The 15,937-nt window shown below is 69.8% G+C and carries 14 protein-coding genes; 9 read left to right on the forward strand and 5 right to left on the reverse strand.

The genetic code is table 11. The features are described 5' to 3' along the window. Positions 1–76: 76 nt before the first annotated feature. A complete protein-coding gene (locus ACTIFV_RS04025; RefSeq protein WP_439591486.1) occupies positions 77–358 on the forward strand; it encodes a helix-turn-helix domain-containing protein in 282 nt (93 codons plus the stop codon). On the opposite strand, the gene ACTIFV_RS04030 is transcribed toward ACTIFV_RS04025, so the two are convergent. Both ACTIFV_RS04030 and legP read right to left on the reverse strand, forming a co-directional pair. After that, entirely contained in the window at positions 359–1,399 is a 1,041-nt protein-coding gene (locus ACTIFV_RS04030) for an MvdC/MvdD family ATP grasp protein (protein WP_439591487.1), read from the reverse strand. Position 1,400: 1 nt separating this feature from the next. Then, positions 1,401–2,645: a Dot/Icm T4SS effector Zinc-dependent metalloprotease LegP gene (gene legP / locus ACTIFV_RS04035; RefSeq protein ID WP_439591488.1), complete on the reverse strand. Its 1,245-nt coding sequence runs from the start codon at positions 2,643–2,645 to the stop codon at positions 1,401–1,403. 121 nt (positions 2,646–2,766) lie between these two features. On the opposite strand from legP, the gene ACTIFV_RS04040 reads away from it, so the two are divergent. Further along, positions 2,767–3,099, forward strand: a complete 333-nt coding sequence (locus tag ACTIFV_RS04040; protein WP_439591489.1) for a hypothetical protein — start codon at positions 2,767–2,769, stop codon at positions 3,097–3,099. A gap of 1 nt (position 3,100) precedes the next feature. Here the strand turns inward: ACTIFV_RS04040 and ACTIFV_RS04045 are convergent, their stop codons facing one another. Beyond that, complete coding sequence (locus ACTIFV_RS04045) at positions 3,101–3,697, reverse strand: hypothetical protein (protein WP_439591490.1); 597 nt, start codon at positions 3,695–3,697, stop codon at positions 3,101–3,103. 139 nt (positions 3,698–3,836) lie between these two features. On the opposite strand from ACTIFV_RS04045, the gene ACTIFV_RS04050 reads away from it, so the two are divergent. Beyond that, a complete protein-coding gene (locus ACTIFV_RS04050; protein ID WP_439591491.1) occupies positions 3,837–4,268 on the forward strand; it encodes an Rv3235 family protein in 432 nt (143 codons plus the stop codon). A 51-nt stretch (positions 4,269–4,319) separates the two neighbouring features. Here the strand turns inward: ACTIFV_RS04050 and ACTIFV_RS04055 are convergent, their stop codons facing one another. Beyond that, positions 4,320–5,546 (reverse strand): pyridoxal phosphate-dependent aminotransferase, encoded by a 1,227-nt coding sequence (locus ACTIFV_RS04055; RefSeq protein WP_439591492.1) that lies wholly within the window; start codon positions 5,544–5,546, stop codon positions 4,320–4,322. Positions 5,547–5,594: 48 nt separating this feature from the next. Next, entirely contained in the window at positions 5,595–8,423 is a 2,829-nt protein-coding gene (gene secA / locus ACTIFV_RS04060) for a preprotein translocase subunit SecA (RefSeq protein WP_439591493.1), read from the reverse strand. Between the two features lie 288 nt (positions 8,424–8,711). Here secA and ACTIFV_RS04065 point away from each other — a divergent pair, with 288 nt between their 5' ends. The 6 genes from ACTIFV_RS04065 to ACTIFV_RS04090 all read left to right on the forward strand — a co-directional run bounded on the left by ACTIFV_RS04065 (position 8,712) and on the right by ACTIFV_RS04090 (position 15,833). Further along, complete coding sequence (locus tag ACTIFV_RS04065; RefSeq protein ID WP_439591494.1) at positions 8,712–9,641, forward strand: efflux RND transporter periplasmic adaptor subunit; 930 nt, start codon at positions 8,712–8,714, stop codon at positions 9,639–9,641. Beyond that, positions 9,629–10,381 (forward strand): ABC transporter ATP-binding protein, encoded by a 753-nt coding sequence (locus ACTIFV_RS04070; RefSeq protein WP_439591495.1) that lies wholly within the window; start codon positions 9,629–9,631, stop codon positions 10,379–10,381. The genes ACTIFV_RS04065 and ACTIFV_RS04070 overlap by 13 nt, the downstream gene beginning before the upstream one ends. Next, a complete protein-coding gene (locus ACTIFV_RS04075) occupies positions 10,378–11,583 on the forward strand; it encodes an ABC transporter permease (RefSeq protein WP_439591496.1) in 1,206 nt (401 codons plus the stop codon). The genes ACTIFV_RS04070 and ACTIFV_RS04075 overlap by 4 nt, the downstream gene beginning before the upstream one ends. A gap of 64 nt (positions 11,584–11,647) precedes the next feature. Beyond that, a complete protein-coding gene (locus ACTIFV_RS04080) occupies positions 11,648–12,262 on the forward strand; it encodes a PadR family transcriptional regulator (RefSeq protein WP_439591497.1) in 615 nt (204 codons plus the stop codon). After that, complete coding sequence (locus ACTIFV_RS04085; protein ID WP_439591498.1) at positions 12,259–12,996, forward strand: ABC transporter ATP-binding protein; 738 nt, start codon at positions 12,259–12,261, stop codon at positions 12,994–12,996. The genes ACTIFV_RS04080 and ACTIFV_RS04085 overlap by 4 nt, the downstream gene beginning before the upstream one ends. After that, a complete protein-coding gene (locus tag ACTIFV_RS04090; protein WP_439591499.1) occupies positions 12,993–15,833 on the forward strand; it encodes an FtsX-like permease family protein in 2,841 nt (946 codons plus the stop codon). Before ACTIFV_RS04085 ends, ACTIFV_RS04090 begins: the two co-directional genes overlap by 4 nt. The last annotated feature ends 104 nt before the right edge of the window (positions 15,834–15,937 follow it).

Below are 15,937 nucleotides of genomic sequence, written 5' to 3' on the forward strand. Positions count from 1 at the left end.
CACGAAGTGCCGCGCTGTTATCCACACCCCCGTACGCCGCTCGCCGGTCCCCCCGGGCCGCGAGGATAATGGGGTGATGCCCCACGTCCCGACGTCCGCCGTGCGCATGCTCGCCCCCGCGCAGGCGGCCGAGATCCTCGCCGTCTCGGTCGACGAGGTGATGTCGCTCGTGCAGGCCGGCGAGCTGCGCGGCGCCCGCGTCGGCGCGCCCGCGCGGTGGCGCGTCACCGAGGCGAGCATCTCCGACTATCTCGATTCGCGCGCCGAGATCGCCCGCCGTATGGCGCTGTGGCAGCAGTCGCAGGAGGCGAGCTTCCCCGAGCTGTGGGGCACGGGGCCGGTTCGCCACAGCGACTGATCACGCGCCGACGAGAGCTCCGGCCCGCGCGGCGCGCGAGGTGTTCTGCTCGCAGTCGACGCATCCGCTCGGCGCGGAGCGCGGATGCGGTGAACCGCGGTCGGCGCTCGCCAGCGCATCGACGAAGGTCCGCGTGAGCGGCAGTCCGGTCTTCTCCTCGATGAACAGCCACTGACCCGACGGATTGATCTCGAAGAACACGTGCTCGCCGTTCGGCCGCACGCGGAAGTCGAGGGCGCCGTAGACGAGTCCCAGCCGGCGCATGAGGCGGATGACGCTGCGCTCGACGGACACCGGAAGCGCGTACGGCTCCATGACGACGGTGTCCAGGGCCATGCGGTAGTCCGTCGCGTACTCGGTGCGCCCCGAGTGCACCGCCGCCGCCTGCACGATGTCGCCGACGACCGTGACGCGCAGATCGACGTCGCCCTCCACGTACTCCTGGAAGATCACGGGCGCCATCTGAACGAGCTCGAGGCGATCGACCTCGTCCTCGCGCAGGACCCTCGTCTCGCGCCAGGCGCCCTCGACCGCGAGGAAGGACTTGTAGACCGTGCGCTCCCCCGCGTGATCCGCGACGAAGGCGCGCGCCTTCACGGGGTCGTTCGTCATGAGGGTGCGAGGTGTCACGAGTCCCGCTCGGCGGGCCTCGCGCAACTGATAGGGCTTGTGGGCTGCCCGCCCGTCGCGGAGCGGATCGTTGATCCACGAGACCTTGAGCAGGGCCCGCAGCCCTTCGAGGCCCTCGCTCGATTCCGTGTAGGCGAACGAGCGGGCGTCGGCGTCGATGAGCCGCGGATCGAGCGTGAACGGCTGCGAGCGCCGCCACCATGCCGCCCGGCACGTCGTGAGGTCGTGGGTGGTGCCGTCGATCGTGAGTGACAGCTCCGGGGCGTCGTCGTCGTCGTACGAGATGGCGATCGATGTCTCGACGGGATAGCGGCCCGAGTCGAGCACCACGACCTCATGGCCGCGCAGCTCGAGCTCGGACCGCACGGGGGCGAGGTGATCGTCGCCCCCGTGCGATTCGATGAGGATCACGTCAGCCCTGCCCGTCGCCCAGGAGGAGGGTGAGCGTCTCGGCGGCCTCCGCCAGCGCCTGAGCCGCCACCGATGCCGCCTGCGCGGCCCCGAGCAGCTGCGACGCGGCATCCGATCCCGCCTCGCCGCCCGCGTCGTCGTACGCGCTCGCGGCGGCCGAGTGATGCGGTGTGGCCAGGATGAACGGCAGGATGCCCGAGCCGTCCAGCTGCTGCAGCACCTCGATCGGCAGACGCTCCGGCCCGATCGGCACGTCGCCCAGCCGCTTGACCGGCACGTCGCGCAGCTTCTTGGGAATCGTGAAGTTGTCGTCGCGCAGCTTCTTGACCGGCACGAAGTTGTCGTCCTTCAGCTTCTTGGGCGTGAAGACGACGTTGTCGTCCCTCAGCTTCTTGATGATGCCTCCGTGACCGGGGTCGAAGACGTGCTTCGGCCCGACGATCGACGGGTACATCTGACGGATCGCCGCGATGTCACCGGCCGACAGGCCGTTGCGCTGACCGATCGTGACACCGGGCTGATTCGGCACGATCGTCGGCTGCCCGTTCGTCGAGAACGCGGTGGCCGGGTAGTGCATGATCGAGCCGTAGTCGTAGGCGCCGATGTCGTCGCCGTCGCTGATGTGCTGATCGAAGTTGTGCACCTTGCCCGGGTCGATGTTGGCCCAGTTGATCGTGACGAACGAGTCGCGGTCCTCACGGCTCTGCTCGTGCCAGAGCCCGAGGGCGTGGCCGATCTCATGGATCGCGTTGCCGGTGCTGCAGCCCGAGCCGAGCGAGATGTCCTGACGCCCGCCCACCATGCCGACCGACGAGTAGCATCCTGCCCCCGCGAAGAATCGCACGTAGTTCGGATACGTCCCCGCGTTCGACGCCGTGCGCAGCACGAAGTCGATCGAGGTGTTCGCCTTCCAATGCGCGATCGCATCGACCACCCGATACTGGTCGGCGAGCGCGGCGTCGATCTCGTAGGGCACGACGCCGTTGGGCCACCGCATCGAGGTGAGCGACACGGCGACGGCGAAGGCGATGTCGGCATCGGCGTCGACCGGTGGGCGCATGTCGCCGACACGACCGAGCACGATGTCGCCCTCGAAGACGGCGAGGCCGTCGACCTCGGCGTAGGTGAGCGGCTTGCCGACGAAGGTGGTGCCGTTGAGGAAGGTGGTGCCGGTCGAATCGGCGGTGAGCTCCTCGGGCTCACCGTTCTCCGGTCGAGCGCTCGCGCTCTTCTTGGGAGTGGCCATGATGGACTCTCTGCTTTCGCTTGGACGGCACGCCCGGCGGACGTGCTCTGACAGCGAGGAGGGCGAGTCCCGGCCGGACGATACATCGACGTCGACGCGGGATGCGCGTACGGTGGCCAGCATGAAGACCGTACGGGCGTCGCTGGCGTTCCCCGCGACAGGCGTCGAGCATCGCATCCCCGTCGTGCGCGTGCTCGTCGAAGACGTGAGCAAGGCGGATGCCGCGGCATCCGTCGTCGGAAGCGCCGACCTTCACGACGTCGTGGTGCCCGCCGAGGGCACGACGGTCGACGTCGATGTCGACTACCCCGGCGAGCCCGCCGGCGCGCGGCTCACGGTGCGCGCTCACGGAAGCGCGAACGGCGACTCCGACCGCTTCGCTGCGGGAGACTTCCTCTCGACGCAGTCGATCCCTCCTGCCGACGAGGTCGTGATCCCGCTGCGCGCGATCTGAGTCAGAGGATCGTCGCCGAATCCGCTCGCAGCCACGCGAGCGCGGTGAAGGCGACGATGCGGTGGCCCGTCACGGAACCCGCGCGTCTCGGCGCGCCCGGATCGTGCAGCGCGATGTCGAGGTGGTCGGAGCCCGCGCGATCGATCGTGCCCGACAGCGTGCGCCCACCCACGAGGTGGATCGTGACGGCGCTGCGGCGCCGCACGAGATCCCGCAGCGCGAACCCGAGTGTCATGCGTTCGAGCAGCGCTGATGAAGGCGGTGCGGGGCGCGCGGAGGGCAGCATCGCGGCCTGCGGCATCCCGACGGACTCGATCGACCCGATCGGCACGACGAGCGTGCCGCCCGACGAGGGGCCGGCACGGAGTTCCACCCAGTCGGCTCCGACCCGCGTCACCCTCGCGACGTGCGTCGACGCATCGACGAGCGAGAAGGATGCCGGGGCCGCGTCGTCCGCCACGAGCGCGTGCAGCCGGTCGCGGAGCGACACCTGCGACAGTCGCAGGCGCTCCGCCTCGGTGTCGAGCGCGGCGCGCTCCGCCTCCCACTCGGAGGCGAGCTGATCCTCGAGATCGTCGAAGAATCTTTCCCAGCGCACGTCGGCAGAGTAGGCGAATCATCACGAAGCTGTTACGAGTTCTCCACAGCGGACGCCAGGATTCCTGCTGTGAGTTCCTCATGTGCTGTACTTCTCGACAAGACATCCCCCCTGTCGAGATAGGCACCCATTGGCAACGATGCCCTCGGGTTCAGCGCGCGCGAGCGCGGGTTTTCGCGAACCCTTCGAGCTGAACCACTTCTTCGCCCCGCAGCGCACGTCGGCGGCGGCGCTGCCGGATCCTGAGCCGTTCGTCCGCAACCTCACGCGGGGCGTGCTCGAAGTGCTCGCCGGCGTGCGCGAGGTCGACCAGCTCGCTCGATGGCTCACCGAGGACGCCTTCCGTCGCCTCGTGACCCGCGCGAATCTGGCCGCGCGCGCACGATCCGCGCGCGGCGTCCCCGCGAAGCGCCCCGTGCACGCGATCCTCTCGCTCCGGCAGCAGTCGCCGGCTGACGGCGTCGTCGAAGCGGTCGCCGTCGTGCAGGGGCCCGCCCGCACACGCGCCGTGGCCATCCGGCTCGAGGGCATGGACGGACGCTGGCGAGCGACCTCGCTCGCGATCCTGTAGCCGGCTACGCCCCTGCTCGGATCGGCTTCGATCACGCAGCCGATCCGATCGTCACTGCCGGTACGACGACAGGAAGTTCCCGAAGCGCTCGATCGCCTCGCTCAGCACCCGCGATTCGGGGAGCGTGACGATCCGCACGTGATCGGGGGTCGCCCAGTTGAAACCCGTCCCCTGGACCAGCAGGACGTGCTCGGCCACGAGGAAGTCGAGCACGAGCTTCGCATCGTCCCGGATCTCGTGCACGTCGGGATCCAGCCGCGGGAACGCGTAGAGCGCGCCACGCGGCTTGACGCACGAGACGCCTGGGATGGCCTCGAGGCGCTCCCACGCGGCATCCCGCTGCTCGTGCAGGCGGCCCGTCGGAGCGATGAGAGCGTCGATCGACTGCACTCCCGAGAGCGCCGCCTGCACGGCGTGCTGCGCGGGGACGTTCGGACACAGACGGGTGGACGCCAGCAGCGTGATGCCCTCGATGAAGCCCGACGCGTGGTGCTTCGGGCCCGTGATGACGAGCCAGCCCGAGCGGTAGCCCGCGACGCGGTACGTCTTGGACAGCCCGTTGAACGTCAGGCACAGCAGGTCGGGCGCGACCGATGCCATCGGGATGTGCACGGCGTCGTCGAACAGGATGCGGTCGTAGATCTCGTCGGCGAGCAGCAGCAGCGAGTGCTCGCGAGCGATCGCGGCGATGCCCTCGAGCACCTCGCGCGAGTACACCGCGCCCGTCGGGTTGTTCGGGTTGATGACGACGATCGCCTTCGTGCGCGGCGTGATCTTCGAGCGGATGTCGTCGAGATCGGGCTGCCACTCGTCGAGCTCGTCGCACACGTAGTGCACGGGCGTGCCCCCGCCGAGGCTGGTCATGGCGGTCCACAGCGGATAGTCGGGAGCGGGGATGAGGACCTCGTCGCCTTCGTCGAGGAGCGCCTGCATCGTCATCGTGATGAGCTCCGACACCCCGTTGCCGAGGTAGACGTCGTCGGGCCCGAACGGCGGGAACGTCGGGTCCTGCTCGTAGCGGTAGACGACCGCGCGGCGCGCGGCGATGATGCCGCGGCTGTCGCTGTAGCCGTGAGCGTGCGGGATCGAGTCGATCATGTCGCGCACGATCTGGAACGGCGCCTCGAAGCCGAACACGGCGGGGTTGCCCGTGTTGAGCTTGAGGATCGTGTGTCCTTCGGCCTCGAGCCGGTCGGCCTCGACGAGCGCCTGTCCGCGGATCTCGTAGAGGACGTTCTTCAGCTTGCTCGACTGGTCGAGAGGACGCAGAGGACTCATCGGATCAGACTACCGGCGGCCCGGAGATGCCAATCGACCGCCCGTGGCCTACTTCGTGTTCCTTTCCTGCGCGCGACGCTGGGCGCGGTTCAGCGGCGCCTGCTGCGGCGCGGGGGCCGCGGCATCCGTCCGCTGTCCGAAGGCTCCGCGGGCGGGCTCGGCCGCCGGAGCGGCCGGCGCGGGAGCCGCCGACGCCGCAGCCGCGGCCTGACGCAGACGCGACGTCGCTGCCTGCTGCACCTGACCGCGATCGTTGCGCACCTCGACCTCGCCGGCGTCGTTGGCCGCGGAGTACTGCAGCCGCTGGCCGTCGACCGGCGCGGCTCCCAGGCCCTTGGCCTCGACCTGGGTCACCTGCTCGCCTTCGCCCTGCTTGCGGACCTCGACTTCGAGGTTGTAGAGGTAGCCGACCGACTCCTCCTTGATCTGCCCCATCATCGACTGGAACATCTGGTAGCCCTCGCGCTGGTACTCGATCAGCGGGTCGCGCTGGGCCATCGCGCGCAGGCCGATGCCGTCCTTGAGGTAGTCCATCTCGTAGAGGTGGTCGCGCCACCGGCGGTCGAGCACCTGCAGGACGACGCGACGCTCGAGCTCGCGCGTCGCGGCTTCGCCGAGAGTGGCCTCGCGGTTGCCGTAGGCGATGTTGGCGTCGGAGAGGATCTCTCGCTTGAGACCGCTCGCGTCGATGCCGCCGCGCCGGCCGGCCGCCTCGGCCACGACCTCGTCGATCGTGACGCTGACGGGATAGAGGGTCTTGAGCTCCGTCCACAGAGCGTCGAAGTCCCAGCTCTCGGTGTGCCCCGAACCCGTGTGGTCGTCGATGACGGCGTTGATCGCGTCCTCGATGAAGTGCTGGACGCGGCCCGCGATGTCGTCGCCCTCGAGGATGTGACGGCGGTCGGAGTAGATCGCCTCGCGCTGACGGTTGAGCACGTCGTCGTACTTCAGGACGTTCTTGCGGATCTCGGCGTTGCGCGCCTCGACCTGGCTCTGCGCGCTCTTGATGGCACGCGAGACCATGCCGGACTCGATCGCGACGTCGTCGGGGAAGTTCGTGCGCGCGAGGATCGCCTCGGCCGCGCCCGACTGGAAGAGGCGCATGAGGTCATCGGTCAGCGACAGGTAGAACCGGCTCTCACCGGGGTCGCCCTGACGGCCCGAGCGACCGCGCAGCTGGTTGTCGATGCGGCGGGACTCGTGGCGCTCCGTGCCCAGGACGTACAGGCCACCGGCCTCCACGACCTTCTCGGCCTCGGAGCCGACGGTCTCCTTGGTGGCGGTGTACACGTCGTCCCACGCCGCCTCGTACTCCTCCGGCGTCTCGACGGGGTCGAGCCCCTTCGCCTTCATCTCCTGCACGGCCAGGAACTCGGCGTTTCCGCCGAGCATGATGTCGGTGCCGCGGCCGGCCATGTTGGTGGCGACGGTGACGGCGCCCAGTCGACCTGCGCGGGCGACGATCTCGGCCTCGCGCGCGTGGTTCTTCGCGTTGAGCACCTCGTGCTTGATGCCCTTCTTGGCGAGCAGGCGCGACAGGTACTCGCTCTTCTCGACGCTCACGGTGCCGACGAGGACGGGCTGGCCGGTCTCGTGCCGGCGCGCGATGTCCTCGACGACCTGTGCGAACTTGGCCGTCTCGTTCTTGTAGACGAGGTCGGACTGGTCCTTGCGGATCATGGGCTTGTTCGTCGGGATCGGCACGACGCCGAGCTGATACGTCGACATGAACTCGGCCGCTTCGGTCTCGGCGGTACCGGTCATGCCGGCGAGCTTCTCGTAGAGGCGGAAGTAGTTCTGCAGCGTCACCGTGGCGAGGGTCTGGTTCTCGGCCTTGACCGGCACCCCCTCTTTCGCCTCGATCGCCTGGTGGATGCCCTCGTTGTAGCGACGACCGACGAGGATGCGGCCGGTGTGCTCGTCGACGATCATGACCTCTTCGTTCATGACGACGTAGTCGCTGTCGCGCTTGAACAGGGCCAGCGCCTTGATCGAGTTGTTGAGGAACGAGATGAGGGGCGTGTTCGCCGACTCGTAGAGGTTGTCGATGCCGAGGTAGTCCTCGACCTTCTCGATGCCGGGCTCGAGCACGCCGATCGTGCGCTTCTTCTCGTCGACTTCGTAGTCGACACCCGGCTCGAGGGTCTTCGCGATGCGCGCGAACTCGACGAACCAGCGGTTGGCCTCGCCCGAGGACGGCCCGGAGATGATGAGCGGCGTGCGGGCCTCGTCGATGAGGATCGAGTCGACCTCGTCGACGATGGCGTAGAAGTGGCCCCGCTGCACGAGGTCCTCTTTGCGCCACGCCATGTTGTCGCGCAGGTAGTCGAACCCGAACTCGTTGTTCGTGCCGTACGTGATGTCGGCGTTGTACTGCTCGCGACGCACGTCGGGGGTCTGACCCGCGACGATCGTGCCGGTCGTCATGCCCAGGGCACGGTAGATGCGGCCCATCAGCTCGGACTGGTAGGACGCCAGGAAGTCGTTCACCGTGATGACGTGGACGCCCTTGCCGGCGATCGCGTTCAGGTAGACGGGGAACGCGCCGGTGAGGGTCTTGCCCTCACCGGTCTTCATCTCGGCGATGTTGCCGAGGTGCAGGGCCGCGCCGCCCATGATCTGCACGTCGTAGGGGCGCTGGCCGAGTGTGCGCTTGGCGGCCTCGCGGACGGCGGCGAAGGCCTCGGGCATGAGCTGATCGAGCGTCTCGCCGGCCTCGTGGCGCGCGCGCAGCTCTGCGGTCTCGCTGCGCAGCTCCTCGTCGGTCAGCTGGGCGTAGTCCTCTTCGAGGGCGTTGACGGCCTTCACGACCTGCTGCAGGCGGCGGAGGATGCGGCCCTCGCCGGCGCGGAGCAGTTTCTCGAGGGGGTTTGCCACGGAGGTCTCCATCTTTCGGGTACAGCGCCGGATCGGCGCCTGTGCCGCCGGGCGCGATGGCGCCCAGACATACCTGCCCATGTTACCCGTCCGTGATCTTGGAGTGGGCTGTGGATGCCTGCGCTTCGCCGTGAGACGACCGATGCGTGCCGGACACCAGAAGATGACGCGTACACGCCGCTCCGGTATATGTATGCTCGGAAACTACATACGGGGTATGCATCTTCGCATCCCCTCCTCGGCGCCCCGGCGCCCCGAGATCTCGGCGCCCGCGCCGGAGAGGATGTCATGGTCGTCTGGCGTCGTTGGGTCTTCCCGATCCTGATGGTGGTCGTATTCGCGCTGATCGCCGCCGCACTCGTGAAGATCGCCTTCTTCCCCGACAGCGCCGAGGCGGTGGTGGAGCCGTCGGCACAGATCTCCGACACCGTCGTGACGGTCGAGAAGGGCGAGGTCGTGAACGCGCTGACGCTGTCGGGCACGGTCGCCCGCGACGCCGCGTTCCCGATCAAGTCGGTCGTCGACGGCACCGTGACCGCCGTCCACGTCGGCGAGGGGCAGACGGTCGCGGCCGGCCAGGTCCTCGTCACGATCAAGCAGGGCTACCCCGTCAAGAACGTCGACATCGTCGCGCCCGAGGCCGGCGACGTGTCCGAACTCGGCGTCGTGGCCGGGCAGGCGTCCTCCGTCGGCGCCGACCTCATGAAGCTCACCCCGGCCCGTTACCACGTGCTCTCCACGGTCGAGCCCGTGCAGCTCTACCGCCTGATCGGCGCGCCGACCGAGGCATCCGTCACCATTCAGGGCGGACCGGCGCCGTTCACCTGCACGGGCCTCAAGGTGCAGGTCGCCGAGGACGGCACGACGAGCGTGCGCTGCGCGATCCCCGGCGACCAGGTCGTCTTCGCAGGGCTCCAGGCCGAGCTCGCGATCGACATCGGAACGGTGACGGATGCCCTCATCGTGCCGACGACGGCCGTCAAGGGCGGTGCGGGGTCCGGCGTCGTCTGGATCGACGCCGGCGACGGATCGGACCTCGAGGAGCGCGAGGTCGTGCTCGGCGTGAGCGACGGCACGATGGTGCAGGTGACCGAGGGCCTCGAACAGGGCGAGATGATCCGCCAGTTCGTGCCCGGGATCGCCGCGGCGAACGAGCCCGTCTGCTACGACGACGGCATGGGCGGCGAGTACTGCGAAGAGCAGGGATGGAGCTGGTGACGCTCGTCGCGCTCGACGCCGTCACGAAGAACGTCCTCCTCCCCGACGACAGCCGCCTCGACATCCTCCGAGGAATCGACCTCGAGGTCGCCGCGGGCGACCACGTGTCGATCGTCGGTCGCAGCGGTTCGGGCAAGTCGACGCTCCTGAACATCCTCGGCATGCTCGACGCCCCGTCCTCGGGCTCGGTGTCGTTCCGCGGAGACCTCGTGCAGAAGATGGGTCCCGCGAAGCTCGACCGCCTGCGCGGACGCAACGTCGGCTTCGTGTTCCAGCAGTTCAATCTGCTCGCGGGGCGCTCGGCGCTCGAGAACGTCGCGATGCCGCTGAGCTATGCGAAGGGTCGCGAGTACTGGTCGCGCAACCGGACCGCCGCCGAGATGCTCGATCGCGTCGGCCTGGCGCACCGCATCGACTCACCTCCCGAGCAGCTCTCGGGCGGCGAGCAGCAGCGCGTCGCGATCGCGCGGGCCCTCGTGCGCCGCCCCGCGCTCATCCTCGCGGACGAGCCCACCGGCGCGCTCGACGTCGAGACCGGCGGCGCCGTCATGACGTTGCTGGACGACATCGCGTCCGAGGCGGATGCCGCACTCGTCACGATCACGCACGACGCGCACGTCGCGGCTCGCGCTCGACGCCACTACCGCCTCGATGACGGCGTGCTCGCTCCCGTCGAGCTGGATCTGGCGTTCCGCGAGACGGCGCTCGGCGCGATCGCCGAAGCCGAGGCGGGCTCGTGAGCGGCTTCGTGGGCGCGCTCGTCGACGCGTGGTCCGAGCTTCGCCACCACAAGCTGCGCGTCATGCTGAGCCTCATCGGCATCGCCGTGTCGGTCGGAGCCATCGCCGCGGTCGTCTGCCTCGGGGAGTATCAGCGGCAGGTGCAGACCGAGCAGTCCGATCGCTACGGCGGTCGGCTCGCGACCGTGCAGGTGACGGCCTACACGACCGACGGCTCCGCGATGGACTGGCTCTCGTTCGATGAGCGGGTGGACCGGGTGAGCGAGCGGTTCGCCTTCTCGCACCGCACGCGGGTCGTCGACGGCCTCTCGGTGGGCGTGCAGACGCCCGATCAGCTGCAGTCGACGCCGCTCAAGCTCGTCGATCCGGCGCATCCCGTCATCCATCGCACTCCCCTGCTCGAAGGTCGATGGCTGCGCGACGCCGACAGCGAGCTGCTCGCATCGCCCGTCGTGGTGACCGAGGCGCTGTGGGATTCCTTCGGCCGGCCTGCCCTGGACGGCTTCACGATCGGGCTCGACGGCGCGCTCGCCGGCACGCATCCGGTCGTCGGCGTCACGCCCCGGCAGTACCTCGGCGACGAGGAGAAGCTCGTGACAGCGCTCTTCGACAGCTACGTCGCGGGCGTCGACACGTTCCCCGGGGACGCGTCGGTCATGTGGGAGATGTGGGTACCCGACGACATGGTGGCCGAGATCGGACCGGTGCTCGCGATGGACCTCCGCGCGGGCCTGGACGGCGTCGACGTCGGCGTCATGCGCACCGACTGGGGCTCGCGCCCCGAGCTGCAGCAGTCCTTCGCGCTGTTCGAGATCATCACGGGCTCGATCGCCGGACTCGTGCTGCTGCTCGGCGGCCTCGGACTGGTCAACATCCAGCTCGTCGCGATGCGTCAGCGCATCCGCGAGATCGGCGTGCGCCGCAGCTTCGGCGCCACCGGCGGCCGCATCTTCACGTCGGTGCTCCTCGAGTCCGTCGTCGCGACGGCCGTGGCCGGCATCGTCGGCATCGCGATCGCGATCGCGATCATGCGCGCCCCCTTCGTGCTGCAGATGTTCCAGGGTCTGCAGGACGTCCCGCCGTTCCCGCTGCGCGCCGCGGTGATCGGTCTCATCGCGGCGGTCGCCATCGGCGCCCTGGCGGGCTTCATCCCGGCACTGGTGGCCGTGCGGGCGAAGGTGATCGACGCACTCCGGTTCTAGATTGTGGATGCCGAGTATGTATATACTCAGTAAATAGATACTCGGCATCCACAAAGGAGCCCGCATGTCGGTACGACAGAGTCTGCTCGCGATCCTCGATCAGGGGCCGTGCTACGGCTACCAGCTGAGGGCGGAGTTCGATCGCCGCACGGGGTCGACCTGGCCCCTCAACGTCGGCCAGATCTACAACACCCTCGACCGTCTCGAGCGCGACGGCCTCGTCGAGAAGGACGACGTCGACGAGCAGGGGCACGTCTACTGGCGCATCACGGATGCCGGCGCCGCCGAAGTGCGCGACTGGCTCGCCGCGCCCGTCGAGCGCGGGCAGGGCACGCGCGACGAGCTCGCGATCAAGCTCGCGGTCGCCGCGACGCTTCCGGGCGTCGATGTGACGGCGATCATCCAGACGCAGCGTCGCGCCTCCCTCGCGCAGCTGCAGGAGCTCAACCGGGCGAAGTACGCCGGCTCCAGCCCCGACGGCCCCGAAGAGCTCGCGTGGTCGCTCGTGGTGGACTCGATGATCTTCGCCGCCGAGGCCGAGGTCCGCTGGCTCGACCACACCGAGCAGCGGCTCGCCCTGCATCCCGAGCGCACGTTCTCCCTCGAACTCGCGACGGAGCGCCCCAAGCGCGGGCGGCCGGCCCGGACCGAGGCGCCGGCGCAGGACGTCCCGGCGTGAGCGCCCTTCGACAGGCTCAGGAACCGGTGCTGCGCCTCATCGGCGTCACGCAGCAGTACGGCACCGGCTCCACCGCCGTCTCCGCGCTCTCGGGTGTCGATCTCGAGGTCGCGCGCGGCGAGCTCGTCGCGATCATGGGGGCCTCGGGTTCGGGCAAGTCGACGCTCCTCTCGGTCGCCGGCGGCTTGGCCGCGCCCACGACCGGCGAGGTCGTCGTCGACGGCGCCTACCTGAGCGAGCAGTCGCCGACGCAGCTCGCGGCACTGCGCCGTCGGTCGCTGGGCTTCGTCTTCCAGGACTTCAATCTCATCCCGACCCTCACGGCGGTCGAGAACGTCATGCTCCCGCTCGAGCTCGACGGGTTCCGCGCCCGCGTCGCCCGGCGCGCGGGCACGGACGCCCTCGCATCGGTGGGCCTGGCCGACAAGGCCGGCGCCTACCCCGACGATCTCTCGGGTGGCCAGCAGCAGCGCGTCGCGATCGCCCGCGCGGTCGTCGGCGGTCGCCGCCTGATCCTCGCCGACGAGCCGACCGGCGCGCTCGACTCGGTGACGGGCGAGCTCGTGCTGCGCATGCTGCGGGCGCGGGTGGATGCCGGAGCCGCCGCGATCCTCGTCACCCACGAGGCACGGCACGCGGCGTGGGCCGACCGCATCGTGTTCCTGCGCGACGGGCGCATCGTCGACGAGACGCGCCGCGACGGCGCCGAATCGCTGCTGTCGAGCACGCGATGACGGGAGTGCTCGAGGCTCCGCGCGTCGCCGAGGAGGGGACGGATGCCGCTCCCCCGCGCCGGACGCGATTCGCCCGCCTCCGCGCAGAACTGAGGTTCGCCCGGCGGCAGGTCCTGCGCGCGAAGGGCGCCAGCGTCCTCGTGATGACCCTCGTCGCCCTGCCGATGGTGGGTCTCAGCGCCGGGCTCGTCGTGTGGGCCAGCCACCAGCCGACGGTGGCGCAGGAGGTGGCGCTCGAGCTGGGCGAGGCGCAGTCGCGCGTGGAGATCGTCAGCGGTGCCGATCCGTCGCTGTGGCAGTCACCGGGAGATCCCTGGTACTGGGAGATCGATCGCGATCCCGCGACCGGCGAACCCGTCAATCCCGTGGAAGACCCCCTCGACGATCCGCGATCCCTCCTCCCGCGCGGTACCGAGACCATCGAGATCGGCACGGGACGGGCGATCGCTCGGACACCCGGCGGAGTCGGAGCATTCTCGGCCGTGATCGGCGACGCGTGGGATCCCGCCCTCGCCGGTCGCTTCGAGCTCATCTCGGGCCGTGCTCCGGAGGACGGCGACGAGGCGATGGCGTCGCCCGGCGCACTCGCGCGCCTCGGCGCCTCGATCGGCGATCGCGTCGAGCTGACCGAGCCGGCGGCATCCGTCACCATCACGGGGGTGCTCAAAGCCGCCGAAGACGCCGACTCCGCCCAGACCCTCTTCCTCTCCCGCACCGACGTCGATGTCGATGTCGAACATCGCACGTGGTTCGCGCCCGACTGGCAGCCGAGCGCGTCGGAGCTCCCCGCTCTCAACCGGCAAGGGGTCATCGTCTTCGCGCGAGACCTCATGCTGGAGCGCGAGGCGAGGTACGTCGACCCCGGCAGCGCGTGGGCGATGGCGTCGGCCACGGCGATCGTGGCGGGGTTCGCGGGATATCTCGTCGTGCTCCTCGCCGGCGCAGCCTTCTCGGTGAGCGCCCGGCGCCAGCAGCAGTCGCTCGCGATCGCTGCGAGCGTGGGCGCACCGCCCCGATCGCTGCGCCGCGTCGTCGTGCTCCAGGGGACCGTGCTCGGTCTCGTCGGCGGCCTCGCGGGCGCCGCGCTCGGCATCGGACTCGCCTACCCGGTCCTCTCGCTCATCGACGATGGGCGTGTCCAGAGCTTCTGGGGCTTCCACGTGCCGTGGTGGGGCATCGCGGGGATCGTCGCGTTCGCCGTCGCGGTCGGCACGGTCGCAGCGCACTTCCCCGCCCGCGTCGCCACGAAGGGCGACGTGCTCCTCGCGCTGCGCGGCGCCCGCAGACCCGTGTCACTGCGCACCGACCGGCCGCTCTGGGGAACCCTCCTCATGGCGATCGGGATCGCGGTCACGGCGGTCGCCGGCGTCTATCTCGGTGCTCTCACCGCTGCCGAGAACACCGATTACGACGATCCGTGGCGTACCCTCGCCGTCTGGGCGATCGTCGCGGGGCCGCTCCTCTTCCAGGTCGGGGTCATCCTCGCGGGCCACTGGCTGCTGACGCTCTTCGCGCGGATCTTCTCGCACGGCGGCCTGGCGGCACGCCTCGCGTCGCGGGATGCCGCAGCCAATCCCGGACGCGTCGTCCCGGCGTTCGGGGCCATCGCCGCGTGCGTGTTCCTCGCGGCCTTCGCGCTCGTCGCGGTGTCGATCTTCTCGGCCAGCACCGCACGGAACTACTGGTGGCAGGCGCCGGAGGGCAGCGTCGCCGTGACGGTGTGGGCCTCGTCCGGCGAGCCCTCCTCCGTGGGAGGCAGCCGCGTCGAGCGCAGTGCCGTCGACGCCGTCTCCGAGACCGATCCCGCCGCGACGGCCGTCGTGCGGGGGGAGCCCGACAACTACGAGTTCATCGATGGCGAGCCGACCGACGACCGCCTCGGAACGGTCTTCCGCGCTGAGGTGTTCGACGCGCTCGCCTGCGACGACCCGGACGCCGTCGGCCTGTGCCTGAGCGAATGGTCCCGCGTGTTCGGCTGGGACGGCCAGCCGCGTGTCATCGCGGCAGACGAGCTCGCGACGGCGCTCGGCACGACGATCCCGGATGACGCCATGCGGATCTTCGAGCGCGGAGGCGTCATCGCGCTCGACAACCCGATGAGCCTCGGCACCTTCGTGTCGGACGGCGAAGCGACCCTGCGCGAATGGGACGGCTCGATGCTCGCTCAGGACGAGTTCCTGAGCGACGACGCAGGCCTCGACGAGCCGCTGCGGACGCTGACCCTCCCGGCGATCGTCGTCGACACGCCCCACTCACTGCCCTGGAGCATCGTCGTCTCCCCCGACACCGCGGACGCGCTCGGCATGAAGACAGCGGTGCGCACGGTCATCGCCGACTACGGCGGGCCGATCGACCCGATCGCCCTGGACCGGCTCACGCAGCTGCAGGCGCTCTCGTCATCGCCCGACGGCGGCTTCAGCATCCACGTCGAGAACGGGCCAGCCGATCCCGCCCCGTGGCTGTGGGTGATCCTGGGTGCCGTGGGCGCCCTCGTGCTCGGCGCGGGGGGCGTGGCCCTCGGGCTCGCGCGGGTCGAACGCCGGCCCGACGATGCGACCCTCACGGCTGTCGGAGCGACACCCCTCCTTCGACGGGCCATCGCGTTCTGGCAGACGATCGTGATCGTCGGTCTCGGCGTGGCGTCGGGCACGATCGCCGGCCTGATCCCCGTGTGGGGCATCGCGTTCGCGCTCGACACCTCCGGTCTCGACTTCGCGGATGTGCCGTGGCTGTGGCTGGGTCTGCTGGCCGTCGCGCTGCCGCTCACGATCGCCGTGGTCGCCTGGCTCGTGCCGCCGCGGCATCCCGAACTCACCCGTCGCACCGCGATCGCCTGAGGGTTCTCTGAGACGAATCGGGCGGTTGCGGACATTACTCAGTGAACCCCACAGAGAGGAACCCCATGACCTCGACCGTTCCACCCCTCGACCCCGCTGCGCTG

Source organism: Microbacterium sp., from assembly GCF_051860965.1.
Classification (GTDB): Bacteria; Actinomycetota; Actinomycetes; order Actinomycetales; family Microbacteriaceae; genus Microbacterium.

Coding starts and splice junctions, on each gene's coding strand:
- ACTIFV_RS04025 (WP_439591486.1), top strand. CDS start 77: ATGCCCCACGTCCCGACGTCCGCCGTGCGCATGCTCGCCCCCGCGCAG.
- legP (WP_439591488.1), bottom strand. CDS start 2,645: ATGGCCACTCCCAAGAAGAGCGCGAGCGCTCGACCGGAGAACGGTGAG.
- ACTIFV_RS04040 (WP_439591489.1), top strand. CDS start 2,767: ATGAAGACCGTACGGGCGTCGCTGGCGTTCCCCGCGACAGGCGTCGAG.
- ACTIFV_RS04050 (WP_439591491.1), top strand. CDS start 3,837: ATGCCCTCGGGTTCAGCGCGCGCGAGCGCGGGTTTTCGCGAACCCTTC.
- ACTIFV_RS04055 (WP_439591492.1), bottom strand. CDS start 5,546: ATGAGTCCTCTGCGTCCTCTCGACCAGTCGAGCAAGCTGAAGAACGTC.
- ACTIFV_RS04065 (WP_439591494.1), top strand. CDS start 8,712: ATGGTCGTCTGGCGTCGTTGGGTCTTCCCGATCCTGATGGTGGTCGTA.
- ACTIFV_RS04070 (WP_439591495.1), top strand. CDS start 9,629: ATGGAGCTGGTGACGCTCGTCGCGCTCGACGCCGTCACGAAGAACGTC.
- ACTIFV_RS04080 (WP_439591497.1), top strand. CDS start 11,648: ATGTCGGTACGACAGAGTCTGCTCGCGATCCTCGATCAGGGGCCGTGC.
- ACTIFV_RS04090 (WP_439591499.1), top strand. CDS start 12,993: ATGACGGGAGTGCTCGAGGCTCCGCGCGTCGCCGAGGAGGGGACGGAT.